This window comes from Microbacterium radiodurans, assembly GCF_008710705.1.
GTDB classification, from domain to species: domain Bacteria; phylum Actinomycetota; class Actinomycetes; order Actinomycetales; family Microbacteriaceae; genus Microbacterium; species Microbacterium radiodurans.
Genome location: NZ_VYRZ01000002.1, coordinates 639,133 through 658,022 on the forward strand (window position 1 = coordinate 639,133; position 18,890 = coordinate 658,022).

Annotated in this window: 17 protein-coding genes, 1 tRNA gene and 1 other RNA gene; 10 read left to right on the forward strand and 9 right to left on the reverse strand. The window is 71.5% G+C overall.

Going from position 1 to position 18,890, the window contains the following annotated elements; translation table 11 throughout:
- Window position 1: 1 nt before the first annotated feature.
- Both F6B42_RS08885 and F6B42_RS08890 read right to left on the reverse strand, forming a co-directional pair.
- Window positions 2–1,339 (reverse strand): glutamine synthetase family protein, encoded by a 1,338-nt coding sequence (locus tag F6B42_RS08885; protein ID WP_150419231.1) that lies wholly within the window; start codon window positions 1,337–1,339, stop codon window positions 2–4.
- Window positions 1,340–1,373: 34 nt separating this feature from the next.
- Window positions 1,374–1,595 (reverse strand): SPOR domain-containing protein, encoded by a 222-nt coding sequence (locus F6B42_RS08890; protein ID WP_150419232.1) that lies wholly within the window; start codon window positions 1,593–1,595, stop codon window positions 1,374–1,376.
- Between the two features lie 79 nt (window positions 1,596–1,674).
- On the opposite strand from F6B42_RS08890, the gene ppgK reads away from it, so the two are divergent.
- Window positions 1,675–2,499 (forward strand): polyphosphate--glucose phosphotransferase, encoded by an 825-nt coding sequence (gene ppgK, locus F6B42_RS08895; protein ID WP_150419233.1) that lies wholly within the window; start codon window positions 1,675–1,677, stop codon window positions 2,497–2,499.
- Window positions 2,500–2,625: 126 nt separating this feature from the next.
- Here the strand turns inward: ppgK and rnpB are convergent.
- Window positions 2,626–2,985, reverse strand: an RNA gene (rnpB, locus tag F6B42_RS08900) — RNase P RNA component class A.
- 115 nt (window positions 2,986–3,100) lie between these two features.
- On the opposite strand from rnpB, the gene F6B42_RS08905 reads away from it, so the two are divergent.
- Entirely contained in the window at window positions 3,101–3,739 is a 639-nt protein-coding gene (locus tag F6B42_RS08905) for an LPXTG cell wall anchor domain-containing protein (RefSeq protein ID WP_150419234.1), read from the forward strand.
- 50 nt (window positions 3,740–3,789) lie between these two features.
- Window positions 3,790–5,514: a DUF4012 domain-containing protein gene (locus tag F6B42_RS08910; RefSeq protein ID WP_150419235.1), complete on the forward strand. Its 1,725-nt coding sequence runs from the start codon at window positions 3,790–3,792 to the stop codon at window positions 5,512–5,514.
- Between the two features lie 24 nt (window positions 5,515–5,538).
- Here F6B42_RS08910 and F6B42_RS08915 read toward each other — a convergent pair whose 3' ends face one another.
- The 3 genes from F6B42_RS08915 to F6B42_RS08925 all read right to left on the reverse strand — a co-directional run bounded on the left by F6B42_RS08915 (window position 5,539) and on the right by F6B42_RS08925 (window position 8,053).
- Window positions 5,539–7,239, reverse strand: a complete 1,701-nt coding sequence (locus F6B42_RS08915) for a bifunctional 3'-5' exonuclease/DNA polymerase (protein ID WP_150419236.1) — start codon at window positions 7,237–7,239, stop codon at window positions 5,539–5,541.
- Window positions 7,240–7,246: 7 nt separating this feature from the next.
- Window positions 7,247–7,978 (reverse strand): zinc ribbon domain-containing protein, encoded by a 732-nt coding sequence (locus F6B42_RS08920; RefSeq protein ID WP_150419237.1) that lies wholly within the window; start codon window positions 7,976–7,978, stop codon window positions 7,247–7,249.
- 1 nt (window position 7,979) lies between these two features.
- Window positions 7,980–8,053: transfer RNA gene (locus F6B42_RS08925), tRNA-Val, on the reverse strand.
- 137 nt (window positions 8,054–8,190) lie between these two features.
- Here F6B42_RS08925 and aceE point away from each other — a divergent pair.
- From aceE to F6B42_RS08955, 6 genes are all read left to right on the forward strand, one after another.
- Window positions 8,191–10,920 carry a pyruvate dehydrogenase (acetyl-transferring), homodimeric type gene (gene aceE / locus F6B42_RS08930; protein WP_150419238.1) on the forward strand — a complete coding sequence of 910 codons (2,730 nt, stop codon included), beginning with the start codon at window positions 8,191–8,193 and terminating at the stop codon, window positions 10,918–10,920.
- A gap of 8 nt (window positions 10,921–10,928) precedes the next feature.
- The gene (locus tag F6B42_RS08935) at window positions 10,929–12,131 is read left to right on the forward strand and encodes a PucR family transcriptional regulator (RefSeq protein ID WP_150419239.1); all 1,203 of its coding nucleotides are present in this window, start codon (window positions 10,929–10,931) and stop codon (window positions 12,129–12,131) included.
- 83 nt (window positions 12,132–12,214) lie between these two features.
- On the forward strand, window positions 12,215–13,147 hold the full coding sequence (locus F6B42_RS08940; RefSeq protein WP_150419240.1) for an ACP S-malonyltransferase: 933 nt from the start codon (window positions 12,215–12,217) through the stop codon (window positions 13,145–13,147).
- Entirely contained in the window at window positions 13,144–14,145 is a 1,002-nt protein-coding gene (locus tag F6B42_RS08945; RefSeq protein WP_150419245.1) for a beta-ketoacyl-ACP synthase III, read from the forward strand. Before F6B42_RS08940 ends, F6B42_RS08945 begins: the two co-directional genes overlap by 4 nt.
- 74 nt (window positions 14,146–14,219) lie before the next feature.
- Window positions 14,220–14,468, forward strand: coding sequence for an acyl carrier protein (locus F6B42_RS08950; protein WP_150419251.1), 249 nt, complete (start codon window positions 14,220–14,222; stop codon window positions 14,466–14,468).
- 52 nt (window positions 14,469–14,520) lie between these two features.
- Window positions 14,521–15,759 carry a beta-ketoacyl-[acyl-carrier-protein] synthase family protein gene (locus F6B42_RS08955; protein WP_150419256.1) on the forward strand — a complete coding sequence of 413 codons (1,239 nt, stop codon included), beginning with the start codon at window positions 14,521–14,523 and terminating at the stop codon, window positions 15,757–15,759.
- Between the two features lie 159 nt (window positions 15,760–15,918).
- On the opposite strand, the gene F6B42_RS08960 is transcribed toward F6B42_RS08955, so the two are convergent.
- Window positions 15,919–16,422, reverse strand: coding sequence for a DUF3145 domain-containing protein (locus F6B42_RS08960; RefSeq protein WP_150419263.1), 504 nt, complete (start codon window positions 16,420–16,422; stop codon window positions 15,919–15,921).
- Between the two features lie 162 nt (window positions 16,423–16,584).
- Here F6B42_RS08960 and F6B42_RS08965 point away from each other — a divergent pair, with 162 nt between their 5' ends.
- Window positions 16,585–16,767: a hypothetical protein gene (locus F6B42_RS08965; RefSeq protein ID WP_150419271.1), complete on the forward strand. Its 183-nt coding sequence runs from the start codon at window positions 16,585–16,587 to the stop codon at window positions 16,765–16,767.
- A 13-nt stretch (window positions 16,768–16,780) separates the two neighbouring features.
- Here F6B42_RS08965 and F6B42_RS08970 read toward each other — a convergent pair whose 3' ends face one another.
- Entirely contained in the window at window positions 16,781–17,533 is a 753-nt protein-coding gene (locus F6B42_RS08970) for a response regulator (protein WP_223878425.1), read from the reverse strand.
- Window positions 17,530–18,807: a sensor histidine kinase gene (locus F6B42_RS08975; protein ID WP_150419277.1), complete on the reverse strand. Its 1,278-nt coding sequence runs from the start codon at window positions 18,805–18,807 to the stop codon at window positions 17,530–17,532. The genes F6B42_RS08970 and F6B42_RS08975 overlap by 4 nt, the downstream gene beginning before the upstream one ends.
- Window positions 18,808–18,890: the final 83 nt, after the last annotated feature.

Consider the following 18,890-nt stretch of genomic DNA (forward strand, 5'->3'; position numbering starts at 1 on the left):
GTCAGAGCATCTCCAGGTTGCTCTTCAACTCGAAGGGCGTGACCTGCGCGCGGTAGTTCTGCCACTCGCGTCGCTTGTTGAGCAGCACGTAGTTGAACACCTGCTCACCGAGCGTCTCGGCGACGAGCTCGGATTCCTCCATGTACTCCAGTGCGTGATCGAGGCTCGCCGGCAGGGGCGCGTAGCCGAGCGCACGACGCTCGGCGTCGGTCAGCGACCACACGTTGTCCTCGGCCTCGGGCGGGAGCTCGTAGCCCTCCTCGATGCCCTTCAGCCCGGCCGCGAGAAGGAGCGCGTACGCCAGGTAGGGGTTGGCGGCCGAGTCCAGCGCCCGGTACTCGACGCGCGACGAGCCGCTCTTGTTCGGCTTGTACATCGGCACGCGCACGAGCGCCGAGCGATTGTTGTGACCCCACGTGATGAAGCTCGGGGCCTCGTCGCCGCCCCAGAGCCGCTTGTACGAGTTGACGAACTGGTTGGTGACCGCCGAGATCTCGTTCGCGTGGCGCAGCAGGCCCGCGATGAACTGACGGCCCGTCTGCGACAGCTGGTACTGCGCACCGCCCTCGTAGAAGGCGTTCACCTCGCCCTCGAAGAGCGACATGTGCGTGTGCATGCCGCTGCCCGGGTGGCCGCCGAGGGGTTTCGGCATGAAGGTCGCGTACACGCCCTGCTCGATCGCCACCTCCTTGACGACGGTGCGGAAGGTCATGATGTTGTCGGCCGTCGCGAGGGCGTCCGCGTAGCGCAGGTCGATCTCGTTCTGCCCCGGGCCGCCCTCGTGGTGGCTGTACTCGACCGAGATGCCCAGGTCCTCCAGCATCCGGACCGAGCGGCGGCGGAAGTCGTGGGCCGTCCCGCCCGGGACGTTGTCGAAGTAGCCGGCGGAGTCGACCGGCTCGGGCCCGTCGGGGCCGTAGCTCGAGGACTTCAGCAGGTAGAACTCGATCTCGGGATGCGTGTAGAACGTGAAGCCCGCGTCGGCGGCCTTGGCGAGGGTCCGCTTCAGGACGTGACGGGGGTCGGCGACGGCCGGCTGCCCGTCGGGCGTCGTGATGTCGCAGAACATGCGCGCCGTCGGGTCGATCTCGCCACGCCAGGGAAGCGTCTGGAACGTGGTGGGGTCGGGGTGCGCGAGCAGGTCCGACTCGTAGGTGCGCGTCAGCCCCTCGATCGCCGAGCCGTCGAACCCGAGGCCCTCGGCGAATGCGCCCTCGACCTCGGCCGGGGCGATCGCGACGGATTTCAGCGTGCCGATCACGTCGGTGAACCAGAGGCGGACGAACTTGACGCCCCGTTCCTCGATCGTGCGCAGTACGAAGTCCCGCTGCTTGTCCATCGCGTCCTCTCCGAGACAGGGTTCAGAGACCAGACTACTGGCGCGCGCCGCCGCCCGACGGCGGGGTCCCCCACTCGTCCTCGTGCTCCTCGTCCTCCTGCCACTGACGAGACCGCTCGACGAGGATCTGCGGCGCTCGGGCCGCCTCCTCGGCGGTCGCGAAGGGGCCGGCTCGATCGGCGCCCGGCGACTGCTTGCCGCGCTCGACCTCGTGGGTGCTGAGGTTGTACCAGAACTCGCCGTCACCGCTTGTCATGACCGCTCCCGTCTGCGCCGGAGGTGGGCGCTCAGCCCGAGCCTAATGGCGCTCGCACCGCGCTCGATAGGCTGGGCGCATGAGTGCGAATGCGACGCGGGCCGTCGGCGTGGACATCGGCGGAACCGGCATCAAGGGGGCGGTCGTCGACCTGTCCACCGGCGAGCTGCTGACCGACCGGATCAAGGTCCCGACCCCGCGCGGCGCCGAGCCCGACGACGTCCTCGGAGCGGTGCGCGAGGTGCTGCAGCGACTCGAGGTGTCGGATGCCGCCGACGTGCCGCTGGGCGTCGCCTTCCCCGCGATCGTGAAGAACGGCCGCACCCTGTCGGCCGCGAACGTCTCGGACAGCTGGATCGACTTCGAAGCCGAGACGTTCTTCGAGAACGGTCTCGGCCGGCAGATCCACTTCGCCAACGACGCCGACGTCGCCGGAGTGGCCGAGATGCGTTACGGCGCGGCGCAGGGCCGCGACGGCCTCGTCATCCTGACGACCCTCGGCACCGGCATCGGCTCGGCGATGATCTACAACGGGGTGCTCATCCCGAACTCGGAGCTCGGCCACGTGCACCGCGCGAAGCACGGGAAGGATGCCGAGGCCTGGGCCGCGTACTCGGCGATGGAGCGGGACGAGCTGAGCTGGCCCGAATGGGCCGAACGGCTGCAGTGGTACTACAGCCACATCGAGTTCCTCTTCTCCCCCGACCTCTTCATCGTCGGCGGCGGCGTCTCGAAGCACTCCGACAAGTTCCTGCCGCTCCTCGACCTGAAGACCGACATCGTGCCGGCGGTGCACCGCAACAACGCGGGCATCATCGGCGCTGCCGCACTCGCGCTGGCGGGCGAGCGCCGCGGCATCCTCGACGACACGACCGAGGACCTCGCGGACCGCACCGCCCACTGAGGCGGGCCCGGCTGCCGCTGCCGGATGCGGTGGCGGATGCGGCGCACTTTCTGACGTGGGGCGCGGAAATACCCGCGCCCCACGCGCGCAAGTGCGCCCGAAGCTCGCACGGCCGGGCCGGCGGTGCGAATGGGCCGGCCTGTACGCCGGGTTCTGTCCGGGGGCGTGAGCCCCGTGGACGGCCATCTCTCTCGGCGACACGTTGCCGTGCCGCTCCAGCGGTCTACCCGGGGACTCGGCGGACCGCGTCTGCATCCCCTGTCTGACCTTGCTCCGGACGAGGTTTACCGTGCGGATCGTGTCACCACGACCCCGGTGGTCTCTTACACCACCCTTTCACCCTTACCGGCGCGGACGCCGGCGGTCTGCTCTCTGTGGCACTGTCTCGCGGATCACTCCGGGTGGGCGTTACCCACCGTCCTGTCCTGTGGAGCCCGGACGTTCCTCGGTGCGGGAGACCCGCCACGCGACCGTCCAGCCGACCCATTCGCGCTGCCGAGTCTACCGCGCGCCGCTCGCGCCGACCGTCGGCGAGTGCTAGCGTGTGGCCACTGACGTCTTCTGGGGAGTCGACGTCGAAGAGCCCATTGGGGAGGGCGCTATGCGTAGCACTGTTTTTCTTGCTGTCCTGATCGGTGCATTGGCATCGTCTCCGCTCGCCGCAGCGAGCGCGGGAGACACCTATGCCCCGCCGAATCCGGGAGAGCCGAGCCTCGCCGGCTCGGTGGCGACCGGGGCCTGTCGTGACGACGCGGCCTACATCTCGTTCGATGTCGTCCTGACCGACGGCCCGGCGGCCGACCAGTCCGCGCCGGTGTCCCTGGTGCTCGCCGACGGCGCGAACTCCGTGACGGTGCCGCTCGGCTCCCTCGACGAGGGCCGGCTCCAGGGGCGTGTTCTGTGGCCCGGCGCCAGCGTCGACGAGAACGGGCGCGGCAACGGCTGGCCCGGCTGGGAGCAGCGCGGCGGCACGTGGGTGCCGACCGACGGCGGCTACGCGTGGACCCGCGGCGACATCACCGCCACGCTCCAGGCGAGCCCGTCGCTGGCGGTGCCGCTGCACTACCCGATGTCGTCGCCGGACTGCGCCACCGCGCCGCGCGGTTCCGCCGCGGCGGTCGCCGGCGAGCTGCCGGCGACCGGGTCGAACCCGGCGATGCCGCTCGCCGTCGCGGGCGTCGGAGCCTTCGCCGTCCTCGCGGGCGCCGGTCTCGTCGTCGCCCGCCGCCGCCGGTCCTGACGGTGGCGATCCCGGTTCGCGCGACGCGGCCGGGGGCACGGCGACGAGCTGTGGTCCTCGCGTGCGCCGTCGTGGCGCTCGTCCTCGTCGCGGTCGTCGCGTGGCTGGGCGTGCGCGGCGCGCTCGCCGCGCGTGAGCTCGGCGCCCTGCGCGCGTCGGCTGCGCAGGTCCAGCGCGCCGCCGCCGAACGCGACCTGCCCGCGCTGCGTCAGGCTGTGACCGAGGCGACGGCGCACGCCGAGGCGGCTCGCTCGCTGACCGATGACCCGGTATGGCGTGCGGCGGAGGTGCTGCCCGGCATCGGCCCGAACGCCGCCGCGGTGCGGCTGGCTGCGGCATCCGTCGCCGAGCTCGGGTCGGGCGCCCAGCCGCTGCTGGCGTCGGACCTCGGATCGACGCTCTCGGGCGGGCTGGACCTGTCGACGGCGCTGACGCTGCTCGCCGACGCCGGGCCGCTCCTCGACGACGCGTCCGCGAGCGCGGGGCGCGCGGCAGCCACCATCGACACCATCGACACGGACGCCCTGCTCGGTCCTGTTCGCGACGGGGTCGCCCAACTCGACGAGACCGTCACCCCGGTCGCGTCCTGGCTTGCGGGAGCCGCGGACGCGGCGCAGTGGGTGCCGGGGATGCTGGGAGCCGACGGTCCGCGGAGCGTGCTGGTCGCGCTCCAGAACTCGGCCGAACTGCGCTCCGGTGGCGGGCTCACCGGCAGCTTCCTGCTCGTGACCTTCGACCGGGGCACGGTGACACTGGCCGACCAGGTCGACTCGGGCGACTTCCCGGTGTCGCGCGAACCCGTCGGGGAGATCCCCGACACCACGCGCGCCCTCTACGGCGATGTCGTCGGCACCTACGTGCAGAACGCGACGATGACCGCCGACTTCTCGCTGTCGGCGCAGCTGCTCTCGGCATGGTGGTCTCGGCACTCCGACCGCGCACCCGACGCCGTCGTCTCGATCGACCCGATCGTGCTGCGGACGCTGCTCGCGGCCACTGGTCCCGTCGCGCTGGAGGACGGTACGTCGCTCACGGCCGACAGCCTCATCGACACGCTGCTCGTGAAGCCGTATCTCGACCTGTCCGGCCCGGAGCAGAGCGTCTACCAGCGCGGTGTCACCACGGCCGTCGTGCAGCGCGCGCTCGGCGGCCCGCTCGATGCCCGCGCCCTCATCTCTGGCCTGGGCGAGGCGCTCGGTGCCGGACGCATCAGCATCTGGAGCCCCGACCCGGCCGTCCAGCGCCACCTCGACGGATCAGCGGTCGCGGGCATGCGCGCGCGCCAGCTCGCCGCGGGCGAGGACGCCTTCGCCGTCCTCCTCAACGACGCGACGACGGCGAAACTCGACTCCTGGCTCCGCATGGACGTCGGATCCACCGTCTCGAACTGCCGCGGCGACGATCGCGACGAGGTCTCGGTGACCGTCCGATTGACGAACACGGCGCCCGCCGAGGCCGCGACGTACCCGCCGAGCATGACCGGCGGATACAACCCGGCGTCGCCGGGCGACCTCGTCACCGATGTCGCCGCCGTCGCACCGGAGGGCTGGTTCTTCGGCGCCGTGGCGCAGGACGGCGACAGCGTGCCCTCGCGTCTCGTCGTCGACGGCGGCCTGCCGACGAGCGCCGCCCGCGTCACGCTGTCTCCGGGCGCGACCAGCACGCTCCAGTTCCGCTTCGTCGCGCCCGACGCCGACCCGGTCGAACCGACGCTCGTTCACACGCCGCTGCTCAGCGACGTCGGCTCGGTCGCGAGCGTGGGGCAGTGCCTTTGAAGCGCGCGACCTCGGAGGATCGATTCAGTCCTTATCCGCCGACTCCGACACCCGCAGATCGAGCCGGAAATCGATCGGGAAGCCGCCGAAGAGCAGCCGCCCCGCGGTGGCGGCCGCGTCGCGCACGGCGGCGACGGCGGCATCCACCTGCTCCTCGGGCGTGTGCACGATGATCTCGTCGTGGAGGAAGAAGGCCAGATGCGCCCGGTCGGCGACGCCGTCGGCGGGGCTGCCCGACGTCGCCGACGGCAGCGCCGCCAAGCGGGTCCGCACGTCCGCGAGCCACGCCAGCGCCCACTCGGCCGCGGTTCCCTGGACGATGAAGTTGCGGGTGAACCGCCCGCGCTCGCGCGCGAACGACCGCGCCGCAGCCGCGGTGCGCTCATCGGCCCCTTCGTCGGACGCTCCGCTCTGCACGTCGCGCCAGGCCTCCGACGGCCGCGGTGAGGAGCGTCCGAGCACGGTCCGGACCACACCGCCGCTCTCACCGGTCCGTGCGGCCGCATCGACGAGACCCATGGCGCGCGGATACGCGCGACGCAGCACCGGCACGAGCCGGCCGCTGTCGCCGGTCGTCGCACCGTACATCGCCCCCAGGAGGGCCATCTTCGCGTCCTGTCTCGTCGGGAGGATGCCGCGGCTCACGATCCCCGCGTAGAGGTCCGTGCCGCGCGCGGCATCGGCGAGGGCGAGGTCGCCCGCCATCGCGGCGAGGATGCGTGGCTCGAGCTGAGCCACGTCGGCGACGACGAGACGCCACCCGGGGTCCGCTCGAACGGCCGGGCGCAGCAGGCGCGGGAGCTGAAGGGCACCGCCGCCCGACGACGCCCAGCGACCGGTCACCACGCCGCCGGGGACGTAGACGGGGCGGAACCGGTCGCGCGGGATCCACTCGTCCATCCAGGCCCAGCCGTTCGCGGTGAGCAGGCGCATCGCCTTCTTGTACGCGAGGAGCGGCGCGACGACGGGATGCTCGTGACGCGCGAGCTCCCATCGGCTCGTGGAGTCGACGAAGACCCCGGCACGGTGAAGCGAGCGCAGCAGCCGCGGCTGCGAGTCGAGGCTCGCGCCAGCATCGCCGAGAGCGGCGCGCACCTCCTCCGCGAGGGCTGCCAGCCGCGCGGGCAGCTCGCCCGTGCGGGGCCGCGGACCGAGCGCCTGCGTCAGGATGCCGTCGTGGACCCCGCGGCTCCACGGCACGCCCGCAGCGTGCATCTCGGCCGCGACGAGGGCGCCCGCCGATTCGGCGGCGAGCAGCAGGCGGAGGCGAGCCGGCTCGCTCGCCCCCTCGAGAGCGGCGTTCTGCCGCGCGAACTCCGCCGCGACCTCGCGCAGATCATGCGGCACGCCGGCGGCGCTTCCATCGAGGTCGAACAGCGCCTGGCCTCGGCCGTCCGGCTCCGGCGGCGGCTCGTCCCAGGCGGTCGCCTCACGCAGCGTCGACGCGTCGTCACCGACGAGCACGCTGGAGCGGAGGATCGCGTGGCACAGTCGCAGGTCGTGGCACCGCGCGACGCGGACGCCCGCCGCCAGCAGCTGCGGATACCAGGAGCCGGTGTCGGACCAGACCCATCGGGCCTCCGGGTCGGCGGCGACCTCGGCCGCGAGGTCCGCGGCTCGCGCGTCGCGCTCGTCCCGGAGCCGACCGGCGGCATCGATCTCGCCGAGGCGGATGCCGCCGCCGGCTCTCCCGACCGCGCGCCACCGGGCGCGCGGGGAGGTCATCGGCGGATCACAGACCGGATTCGTCGGTGCGCACGAGGATGCACCCGCATTCCGGGCAGGTGACGACCTCGTCCGCGGCCGCCTGCCCGATCGCCTTCAGATCCGAGCCGGCCAGCTCCATGTGACAGCCGCCGCAGGTCCGCCGCTGCAGCAGCCCGGCGCCGGGCGTGCGCTGAGCGAGCGTCTCGTAGCGTGCGAGCAGCTCGCCCGGGATCCGGGCGGCCACGGCGGCACGGTCGCGGGTCGCGGCATCCAGCTTCGCATCGGCGTCCGCGACGGCCGCCTTGCCCTCCGCGCTCAGCCGGCCGCCCTCCGCGTTGACCTCGGCGACGAGCGCCTCCTGCGCCCGCACCTGCGTCTCGAGGTCTTCGAGCCGCTCCATCGCGGCGAGCTGTCCGTCCTCCAGTTCGCTCTTGCGACGCGCCAGCGATGCGATCTCGTGCTCGAGACCCTGCGCATCCTTCGCGCTGGAGGTCGCGGACAGGCGCTGCTCGTCCCGAGCAGCGCGCGCGTCGACGACGCCGATGTCGGAGACGATGCGGCCGAGCTCGGCCTGCACGTCGTCGCGGAGACCGAGCAAGCGGGTCAGCTCGACCGACAGCTCCTGCCGCTGCGCGAGCAGCTCCTTCACGCGCGCGGCCTGTGCGGGATTGCGCTTGGCCGCTTCGGCGCCGCGCGCCTGAGCGTCGAGACGGACGAGATCGAGCAGCAGCAGCTGGTCGGCGGGGGTGGCGTTCATGTGGGCCCAGAGAGACTCGAACTCCCGACCCCCTCGGTGTAAACGAGGTGCTCTAACCAACTGAGCTATAGGCCCCTGCGATGAGTCTACGAGAGCGCGCGCCCTCCTGAGCGTGAGTAGGCTGTCCTGTGGTGCTCGCGCGCGTCGACAACGAACGGCGCGCCGCCCATGGGAATCACCTGGCACGATCTGCCATTGAAGAAAGGTCGCCCGTGACTGTCAACGATCAAGACCCGTACTCCCAGGACGCCCTGGACAGCGATCCGGAAGAGACCGGGGAATGGCAGGAGTCGCTCCGCCAGCTGGTGGACGCGAAGGGCTCGGGTCGCGGCCGCGAGATCATGCTGAGCCTGCTCCAGGCCTCGCACGAGCTGCAGCTGAACGTGCCGCAGGTCCCGACGACGGACTACATCAACACGATCGCCCCCGAGAACGAGCCGGAGTTCCCCGGCGACGAGGAGCTCGAGCGCCGCTACCGCCGCTGGATCCGCTGGAACGCCGCGGTCACCGTTCACCGCGCCCAGCGCCCCGGCATCGGCGTCGGCGGTCACATCTCGACCTACGCCTCGTCGGCGTCGCTCTACGAGGTCGGCTTCAACCACTTCTTCCGCGGACCGGACCACCCGTCCGGCGGCGACCAGATCTTCATCCAGGGTCACGCCTCCCCCGGCATCTACGCGCGCTCGTTCCTCGAGGGCCGGCTGAGCGAGGACCAGCTCGACGGATTCCGCCAGGAGGCGTCGAAGGGGGCGGACGGCATCCCCTCGTACCCCCACCCCCGTCTGATGCCGGAGTACTGGCAGTTCCCGACGGTGTCGATGGGCCTCGGCCCGATCAACGCCATCTACCAGGCGATGAACAACAAGTACCTCACCAACCGCGGGATCAAAGACCTCTCCGACTCGCACGTCTGGGCGTTCCTCGGTGACGGCGAGATGGACGAGGTCGAGAGCCGCGGTCAGCTCCAGGTGGCGGCGAACGAGGGACTCGACAACCTCACCTTCGTCATCAACTGCAACCTCCAGCGCCTCGACGGCCCGGTGCGCGGCAACGGCAAGATCGTGCAGGAGCTCGAAGCCTACTTCCGCGGTGCCGGCTGGAACGTCATCAAGGTCGTCTGGGGCCGCGGCTGGGACGAGCTCCTGTCGCAGGACCAGGACGGCGCCCTCGTGCGCCTGATGAACACGACCCCCGACGGCGACTTCCAGACCTACCGCGCCGAGGACGGCGCGTTCATCCGCGAGCACTTCTTCGGCCGCGACGAGCGCACCGCGAACCTCGTGAAGGACTGGTCCGACGACGAGATCTGGGGCAAGCTCCGCCGCGGCGGCCTCGACTACCAGAAGGTGTACGCCGCCTATCAGCAGGCGGCCGCCCACAAGGGTCAGCCGACCGTCATCCTCGCGAAGACCATCAAGGGCTACGGTCTCGGTCATCACTTCGAGGGCCGCAACGCGACCCACCAGATGAAGAAGATGACGCTCGAGAACCTCAAGCAGTTCCGCGACTCGATGCGCATCCCGATCACCGACGCGCAGCTCGAGGAGAACCCCTACCTCCCGCCGTACTACCACCCGGGTGCCGAGGACGAGACGATCCGCTACATGCTCGATCGTCGCCGTGCGCTCGGCGGCTTCCTGCCGCAGCGACGCACGACGCACGCGCCCCTGACCCTTCCCGGCGACGCCTCGTACGCGCTGCCGAAGAAGGGATCCGGCACGCAGGAGATCGCCACCACGATGGCCTTCGTGCGTCTGCTCAAGGATCTGCTCCGAGCGAAGGACTTCGGCCACCGCATCGTGCCGATCATCCCGGACGAGGCGCGCACGTTCGGCATGGACGCCTACTTCCCGACCGCGAAGATCTACAACCCGCACGGTCAGAACTACACCTCGGTCGACCGCGAGCTCCTGCTCGCCTACAAGGAGAGCCCGCAGGGCCAGATCCTGCACGTCGGCATCAACGAGGCGGGCGCCGTCGCGGCCTTCACCGCGGTCGGCACGTCCTACGCCACCCACGGCGAGCCGCTCATCCCGGTGTACGTGTTCTACTCGATGTTCGGCTTCCAGCGCACCGGCGACGCCCAGTGGGCCGCCGGCGACCAGATGGCCCGCGGGTTCATCATGGGCGCCACCGCCGGTCGCACGACCCTGACCGGCGAAGGTCTCCAGCACGCCGACGGACACTCGCACCTGCTGGCCGCGACGAACCCGGCGACCGTCTCGTACGACCCCGCCTACGGCTACGAGATCGCGCACATCGTCCGCTCGGGCATCGAGCGGATGTACGGCGGCAACCACCCCGACCCGAACGTCATGTACTACATCACGCTCTACAACGAGCCGCTGGTGCAGCCGGCCGAGCCGGAGGACGTCGATGTCGAGGGCATCATCCGCGGCATCCACCGCATCAGCGTCGGCGAGGGCGACGGGCCGCGTGCTCAGCTGCTCGCCTCCGGCGTGGGTGTGCTGTGGGCGCACGAGGCCCAGAAGCTCCTCCGCGAGGACTGGGGCGTCGTCGCCGACGTCTGGTCGGTGACGAGCTGGACGGAGCTGCGCCGCGACGGTCTCGCCGTCGACGAGCACAACTTCCTCCACCCCGAGGCCGAGCCGCGCACCGCGTTCGTCACGGAGAAGCTCAACGACTCCGACGGCCCCGTCGTCGCCGTCAGCGACTTCATGCACGCCGTGCAGGACCAGATCCGGCCGTGGGTCCCGCGTCGATTCGCAACGCTCGGCGCGGAGGGCTTCGGCTTCTCCGACACCCGCCCCGCCGCGCGCCGCTTCTTCAAGATCGACGGGCCCTCGATCGTCGTCCGCACGCTGCAGGCGCTGGCCCAGGACGGCGTCGTCGATCGCAACCTCTCCGTTCAGGCGATCGAGCGGTACCGTCTGCACGACGTGACCGCCGGCACCAGCGGCAACGCGGGCGGAGAGAGCTGACCCGGTCTGTGACCGACGAACGCACGAAGGCGGAGACCCTCACCTGGCTCCGTCGCATCTCAGGGGATCTGGCGACCGCCACGATCAAGCGGTTGGAAGACACGCTCCCCTGGTACGCCGAGATGCCGCCTGCGCGACGCTCCTCCGTGGGGCTGGTCGCGCAGGCGGGCATCACGTCGTTCATCCAGTGGTACGAGGACCCCACCTCGACCCCGCGCATCGCCGCGGATATCTTCGCGGCGGCTCCGCGCGAGCTGCTGCGGAGCGTCAGTCTCACCCAGACCCTGCAGCTCGTGAAGGTCACCGTCGAGGTGACCGAGGAACGGGTCGCCGGGCGCGGCGATGACGTCCGGGAGGCGATCCTCCTCTATTCGCGGGACGTCGCCTTCGCAGCGGCCGACGTCTACGCCCGCGCGGCCGAGGCGCGTGGGCTGTGGGACGCGCGCCTCGAGGCGCTCGTCGTCGACTCCATCCTCACCGGCGAGACCGACGACGAACTGCCGAGCCGGATCGCGGCCCTCGGCTGGCACGGCCACGGCGCCGTCGCCGTCCTGGTCGGCACCACCCCGCCGCAGTTCGACGTCGACCAGCTGCGCCGCGCCGCCCGCAAGATGGGCGTCGACGTGCTCGTGGGCGTGCAGGGTATGCGCCTCGTGCTCGTGATCGGGCGGGCCGAGCTGTCCGGGCGCACCGAACCGACCGTCGAGCTGCCGTTCTCGGAGATCGCACGTCGCCTCGAGCCGGGATTCGGCCCGGGTCACCTCGTTCTCGGGCCGACGGTCACCGCGCTGGTCGAGGCGAGCCAGAGCGCGCGTGCGGCGCTCGCCGGTTTCGCCGTCGCGGGCGCATGGCGCCACGCACCCCGGCCGGTGGACGCCGACGACCTCCTCCCCGAGCGGGCACTGGCCGGGGACCCGGTCGCCAAGGCGACCCTCGTCGACCGGATCTACCGGCCGCTTCACGCGCACTCGACCGATCTGGTCACGACGCTGTGGAGCTACCTCGACAACGGCCGGTCGCTCGAGGCCACCGCGCGCGAGCTCTTCGTGCACCCGAACACCGTGCGCTATCGCCTGAAGCGCGTCTCGGACGTCATCGGATGGGACGCGACGGGCCCGCGCGAAGCGCTCATCCTGCAGACGGCGCTCATCCTCGGATCGATCGGCACCGACCTCACTCGGCGCCGCTCTCCCGCCTCCCGGCGGGTCTGACTGTACGGTCGACACAAACGTCCGCGGGATTCTTGTGCGCTGATCGCCACAGGTCCCGAGGGCAGAATCGGAAGGATGGAACAGTGATCATCGCCGTGTTCCCTGGACAGGGCTCGCAGACACCCGGATTCCTCGAGCCGTGGCTCGAGCTCGACGGGGTGCGCGAGCGCCTGGAGCGGTACTCCGACCTGGCCGAGCTCGATCTCGTCGCCGCTGGGACGACGTGGGATGCCGACCGCATCCGCGACACCCGCGTCGCTCAGCCTCTCATCGTCGCCGCGAGCCTCGTGTCATTCGCCGCACTCACCCGGCGCGGTGACGGTGCGCCCGACCTCACCCCCGACGGTGTCGCCGGCCACTCCGTGGGCGAGGTCGCCGCGCTCGTCGCGGCCGGTGTCCTCGGCGACGAGGACGGCATGCGCCTCGTCGGCATCCGCGGCCGGGCGATGGCGGATGCCGCCGCCCTCACCGAGACCGGCATGAGCGCCGTCCTCGGCGGAGACCAGGAGGCCGTCGTCGCGCGTCTCGACGAGCTCGGCCTCACCCCCGCGAACTACAACGGCGGAGGTCAGATCGTCGCCGCCGGCGCCCGCGCCTCGCTCGACGCCCTCGCGTCCGACCCGGTGCCCCGGACCCGCGTCATCCCCCTGCCGGTGGCCGGCGCGTTCCACACCGACTACATGGCTCCCGCCGTCGCGGCTCTCGAGGCCGCTGCGGCGGACGCGGCGATCGCCGATCCGACGCTTCCGCTGTGGTCGAATCGCGACGGCGCGATCGTCGCGGACGGCCGCGACGCCGTCGCCCGCCTCGTCGCTCAGATCGCCTCGCCGGTCCGCTGGGACCTCTGCATGGAGGCCTTCGCGAGCCGAGCTGTCACGGGCATCGTCGAATTCGCCCCGGCCGGCACGCTCGTCGGCCTCGCCAAGAGGTCGCTCCGCGGCATCCCCTCGGTCGCCGTCAGTTCGCCCGCGGACCTCGACGCCGCCGCCGCCCTCATCTCCGGAGACAACGCATGACCGCCGCGATCCGCCAGCCCACCGGGCCGGCCCACACCCGCATCTACTCCTACGGCGCCGCCCGGGGCGAGAACGCCGTCCCCAACGACGACATCGTCGGCCCGATCGACTCCAGCGACGAATGGATCCGTCAGCGGACGGGCATCGTGACGCGCGTGCGCGCCGATGCCGGCACGACCGTCATCGACCTCGCGGCCGACGCCGTGGCCGAGGCGATCGAGCGCAGCGGCGTCCCCGCCGAGCAGGTCGACGCGGTCATCGTCTCCACCATCTCCAACCCGAAGCAGACGCCGTCGGTGTCGGCCATCGTCGCCGATCGCGTGGGCGCCAACCCGGCGGCCGCGTACGACGTCAACGCGGCGTGCGCGGGGTTCTCGTACGGTGTGACGCAGGCCGATGCGCTCATCCGCGCCGGAGCGGCCCGCTACGTCGCCGTCGTCGGCGCCGAGAAGCTCAGCGACATCGTCGACCCCACCGACCGCACGATCTCGTTCCTCCTGGGCGACGGCGCCGGCGCGGTCATCGTGGGCCCGAGCGACACTCCCGGCATCGGACCGACGGTCTGGGGCTCGGACGGCTCGAAGGCGGATGCCGTGGGCATGAACCACACGCTCGTCGAGTTCCGCGACGGCACCGCTCCGTGGCCGACGCTCCGTCAGGAGGGCCCGACGGTCTTCCGCTGGGCGGTGTGGGAGATGGTCAAGGTCGCGCGGCGCGCGATCGAGGAGGCCGGTATCCAGGCCACGGATCTCGCCGCGTTCATCCCGCACCAGGCCAACATGCGCATCATCGACGAGTTCGCCAAGCAGCTCGGCCTGCCCGACACCGTGGCGGTCGGCCGCGACATCGAGACGACGGGCAACACCTCCGCGGCATCCATCCCGCTCGCCACGCACCGCCTGCTCGAGGAGCACCCCGAGCTCAGCGGCGGCCTCGCCCTGCAGATCGGGTTCGGCGCGGGTCTGGTCTTCGGCGCGCAGGTCGTCGTCCTTCCCTGATCCGCCGCACGCCCCCGCCTAGACTGAACAGCGGCCCGCGCCCGGGTCGCGTCCAGAGAAACAAGGAGACACCCATGGCATTCACCAACGATGAGGTCCTCGCCGGACTCGCCGAGCTGATCACCGACGAGACCGGCATCTCGGCCGACGAGGTCGCGCTGGAGAAGTCGTTCACCGACGACCTCGACATCGACTCCATCTCGATGATGACGATCGTCGTCAACGCCGAGGAGAAGTTCAGCGTCACGATTCCCGACGAAGAGGTCAAGAACCTCAAGACCGTCGGCGACGCCGTCACCTACATCACGTCCAACCAGGCGTAACCCGATGCCGGCGGGGGCGCATCGCCCCCGCCGGGGTTCACCGAGGAGAACAATGAGCACCCCGCGTATCGTCGTCACCGGTATCGGCGCGTCGTCGCCCCTGGGCGGCACCGCCCCCGAGAGCTGGGACGGCCTGCTGGCCGGCCGGTCCGGCGCGCGCACCCTCGAGCACGAGTGGATCGAGAAGTACCAGATCCCCGTCTCGTTCGCCGCTGAGGCGATCGTGCGGCCCGATACCATCCTCGACCGCCCCGTCGCGAAACGGCTCGACCCCGCGTCGCAGTTCGCGATGGTCGCGGCGATGGAAGCGTGGGCGGATGCCGGGAGCCCCGACGTCGACCCCGATCGCCTCGGCGTCGATTTCGCGACGGGCATCGGCGGCGTGTGGACGCTGCTGGACGCGTGGGACACCCTGCGCGAGAAGGGGGCGCGACGCGTCCTCCCGATGACGGTTCCGATGCTCATGCCCAACGCGGCGGCGGGAAACCTGTCGCTGCACTTCACGGCGCGCGCGTTCGCGCGCACCGTGGCGAGCGCGTGCGCGTCGAGCACCGAATCGATCGTGAATGCGATCGAGCACATCCAGGACGGGCTCGCCGACGTCGTGATCGCGGGCGGAACCGAGTCGGCGATCCACCCGATCACGATGGCGTCCTTCGCGTCCATGCAGGCGCTGTCGCGTCGCAACGACGATCCCGGCACCGCGTCGCGGCCGACCAGCATCGACCGCGACGGCTTCGTCATGGGCGAGGGTGCCGGCGTCCTCATCCTCGAGACCGAGGAGCACGCCAAGGCGCGCGGAGCGAAGATCTACGCCTACGCCGTCGGCGGCGGCGTCACCGCCGATTCATACCACATCACCGCGAACGACCCCGAGGGCACCGGCGCGTCCCGTGCGGTCCGCGCCGCGCTCGAGCAGGCCGACGCCTCGCCCGACGACGTCGATCACATCAACGCGCATGCCACGTCGACACCCGTCGGCGACCCGAACGAGTATCAGGCGCTCAAGAGCGTCTTCGGCTCCCGCATCGACGACATCCCGGTGTCGGCGACGAAGGCGTCGACGGGCCACCTCCTGGGCGGCACGGGTGCGCTGGAGGCGATCTTCACGATCCTCGCCCTCCGCGAGCGGATCGCTCCCCCGACGATCAACATCACGGAGCAGGACCCCGCCGTTCCGTTCCGTGTGACCGGCGAGACCCAGGACCTCGGCTCCGGCGATCTTCTGGCCATCAGCAACTCGTTCGGCTTCGGCGGCCACAACGCGGTCGTGGCGTTCCGTTCGGCCTGACAGCCCGTTCGGCGCCCGCGCGCACATGGCGAAGCCCCCGGGATCCCGGGGGCTTCGCTCGTGTCAGGCGATGCGTACGCTTCCTCGCCTCCCGGGTGCGAACACCGAGCTGCGGTACCGGCGCAGGAGCCGCCTGAAGTCGGGGCCTCCGTCCGCTGGTCAGCCGACCTTGTGCAGCCAGACCACGGCCACATCGTCGCCGGCGTGCCGGAACGGTTCGAGCTCCTCGTCCCATGCCGAGCCGAGAGCGACGTCGAGCTCGCGCTGCAGCTCGAGAGCGTCGCCGGCCGCGATCTCCATCGCGTACCGCAGCCGGTCCTCGCCGATCACGACGTTGCCCGACGAATCGGTCTGGGCGTAGTGGATGCCGAGGCTCGGCGTGTGCATCCACCGGCCGCCGTCGCTGCGGGGCGTCGGGTCCTCGGACACCTCGAACCGCAGGTGCTCCCACCCGCGGATGGCGGTCGCGAGCGCCGCACCCGTGCCGGCGGGGCCGTCCCAGTAGAACTCCGCGCGCCGACTGCCCTCCAGGACGGGCTGGTCGTCCCAATCGAAGTTCACCGCACGACCGAGGGCGCGCCCCGCCGCCCACTCGAGGTGGGGGCACAGCGCGCGTGGCGCGGAGTGGATGTAGATCACTCCGCGCGCGTGTGGTGTCGCCATGACTGCTCCGTTCTTCAGGTTCGTCTTCCCCAACGACCTGAGCCGGGCACCGGCGTCATCTTCGATTGTCGCGTCGATTATCGCCCATCTGCGGCGCGGACCACAACCGTGTCGTCCGATCGGCTGCCGCGGCGGAGCCTGGGACGAACGAGAGGAGCTCCGATGAGCGACACGACCCCCCACCACCGGGATGCCGACGACGCGCACGCCGACGACGGCGCACCGACCGACGCGGTGAGCGACGAGGTGAAGGCCGACGCGGCGCGCGCGGGCGCCGAGGACGACCTGGCCGGCCCCGACGACAACACGTCGTTCCCGCAGGATCCATCGATCACGCACCCGTGATCGGGCGGCGCGGTCAGCCCGGCGCCAGCCGGTAGAGCACTTCGGGCCGGCCGCGTCCCCCGAACCGATGGGAGACGTCGACCTCGCCCGTTCGGACCAGATGGTCGAGATAGCGCCGTGCCGTCGGCCGCGAAGCGCCCGAGCGCGCGGCGACATCCTGGACGCTGCGGGCCTCCCGGTGATCGAGCGCGTCGCGGACGGAGGTCAGCGTGCTCGATGCGATGCCCTTGGGCAGCGGCGCGTCGGCCGCCACCACGGCTGTCGTTCCCGTCGGCGCGGCGCCGCGCAGCAGACCGTCGATCTCACCCTGACCGAGCGGCACGGCGGTCTCGGCGACGCGCTCCGCCGCGCCGGCGGCGTAGTCCGCGAGGCGGGCGAGCAGCGCCTCCTTCGTGAACGGCTTGACGAGGTAGCCGACGACGTGGCCCGCCAGGGCCTGCCGCACGGTGAGAGGATCGCGTGCTGAGCTGATCACCAGGACGTCGACCTGCGTCCCCGACGTCGCTCGCAGGCGGCGGAGCACCTCGACGCCGCTGAAGTCCGGCAGGTTCATGTCCAGGAGCAGCAGGTCGACCTCGCCCGCGGCGACGAGCCGCGCGGCGGCCGCACCCGTCCCGACCCGCGCGACGACCGTGAATGCCTCGAGCGCTGCGACGTAGCCCGCGTGCAAGCGTCCCGCCGCCTCGTCGTCGTCCACGACGAGCGTGCGGATGCGTGCGGCCGGCGCGCCGTCGCTGCCCGCCCGCACGCCTCCCGCGACGCTCACCGCGTCACCCCCCGGTCGCGCGCATCGCGCGGACGGGATTCGTGCTGCGGTGCGTCGACCACGAACCGGGCCCCGCCGCGGGCCGAACGCTCGACCGTGATAGTGCCGCCCCGTGCGCTCACGAGCCGGCGGACGAGGTCGAGACCCACGCCGCGCTGAGCGCCCTTCGATGAGGCGCCTCGCTGGAAGATGCGCGCGACGTCGGCCGGCGCGACGCCGGGCCCGTCGTCGTCGACACGGACGTGCACGGCGCGGTCGGCGGCCGTGACGAGGACCTCGACGTGGGCGGACGCGGCGTCGACGGCGTTTCGCACAAGGTTTGCGACCACGGTGATGTCGTCATCGTCGAGACTGTCGCGCGGGACGACGGAGAGGGGGTCCACGGCGAGCGCGCCGCCACGTTCCCGCAGGCGCGCGCTTTCGGCCTCGAGCACCGCTCGGAGCGCCGGATCGGCGATGTCGCCGGCGCCGACGGCAGCGGTGGTGACCGGCGCCACCCGGCCGATGTAGTCGAGCGCGGCATCCGTCTCGCCCTCGGCGACGAGGCCGCGGATGACGTGCAGGCGCGTGTGGAACTCGTGCGTCTGATCGCGGAGGGCATCCGCGACCTGCTGCTGGGTCTGCAGCCACCGGGCGCGGTTCTCCAGGGCGCGCACCCGCCGCCCCATCGCCGTCGTCGCCGCCGCGCTGACGACGCAGCCGACGAGGATCGACACCACCACCCACGGGATGAGCGTCGTGACCGCGCTCGAGAAGTCCGCCGCGATGTCGCTCTCGAGGATCCCCACCGATGCCGTGCCGATGACCGCGTCCCCGTCGAGCACGGGGACTTTCGCGCGCAGCGTGGGGCCGAGGGTCCCCGTCTCCGTGCCCACGAAGCTCTGCCCCGCCAGCACGTCCGACGGGTCGGTGGAGACGACGAGCCCGCGCTGGTCGGGCGTCGGATGGGTGATGCGGATGCCGGCGGCATCCGTCACGACGACGTAGTCCACACCCGCCGCCTCCTCGATGAGGTCGGCGACCGGCTGCAGCTCGGCCGTCGCCGACGCGCGGTCGAGTCGCAGCGCAGCACGGACCTGTTCGAGGTCGGCGAGCGAGGTCGCGACGTCCAGGACCCGGCGCTCGGTCGCCTCGCGGATGCTGCGCTCCTGCACCGCGGTCGCGATGAGGGTCGTCGTGAGGACGCACGTGAGCACGACGAGGCAGTGGAGCAGCAGCACCGGCAGGATGCGGGTGCGCGCGTCCGGTGATCCGGTCACCGGCGACGTCGTCATCGACACCTCCGCTTCGTCGTCATGAGAGAGCGCATCGTGATCATCAAAGAGCGCAATCCGCCCGCAGGGGTGGGCGGCGATAG

Coding starts and splice junctions, on each gene's coding strand:
- F6B42_RS08920 (WP_150419237.1), bottom strand. CDS start 7,978: ATGAACGCCACCCCCGCCGACCAGCTGCTGCTGCTCGATCTCGTCCGT.
- F6B42_RS08955 (WP_150419256.1), top strand. CDS start 14,521: ATGAGCACCCCGCGTATCGTCGTCACCGGTATCGGCGCGTCGTCGCCC.
- F6B42_RS08890 (WP_150419232.1), bottom strand. CDS start 1,595: ATGACAAGCGGTGACGGCGAGTTCTGGTACAACCTCAGCACCCACGAG.
- ppgK (WP_150419233.1), top strand. CDS start 1,675: ATGAGTGCGAATGCGACGCGGGCCGTCGGCGTGGACATCGGCGGAACC.
- F6B42_RS08945 (WP_150419245.1), top strand. CDS start 13,144: ATGACCGCCGCGATCCGCCAGCCCACCGGGCCGGCCCACACCCGCATC.
- F6B42_RS08905 (WP_150419234.1), top strand. CDS start 3,101: ATGCGTAGCACTGTTTTTCTTGCTGTCCTGATCGGTGCATTGGCATCG.
- F6B42_RS08965 (WP_150419271.1), top strand. CDS start 16,585: ATGAGCGACACGACCCCCCACCACCGGGATGCCGACGACGCGCACGCC.
- F6B42_RS08960 (WP_150419263.1), bottom strand. CDS start 16,422: ATGGCGACACCACACGCGCGCGGAGTGATCTACATCCACTCCGCGCCA.
- F6B42_RS08885 (WP_150419231.1), bottom strand. CDS start 1,339: ATGGACAAGCAGCGGGACTTCGTACTGCGCACGATCGAGGAACGGGGC.
- F6B42_RS08975 (WP_150419277.1), bottom strand. CDS start 18,807: ATGACGACGTCGCCGGTGACCGGATCACCGGACGCGCGCACCCGCATC.
- F6B42_RS08950 (WP_150419251.1), top strand. CDS start 14,220: ATGGCATTCACCAACGATGAGGTCCTCGCCGGACTCGCCGAGCTGATC.
- F6B42_RS08915 (WP_150419236.1), bottom strand. CDS start 7,239: ATGACCTCCCCGCGCGCCCGGTGGCGCGCGGTCGGGAGAGCCGGCGGC.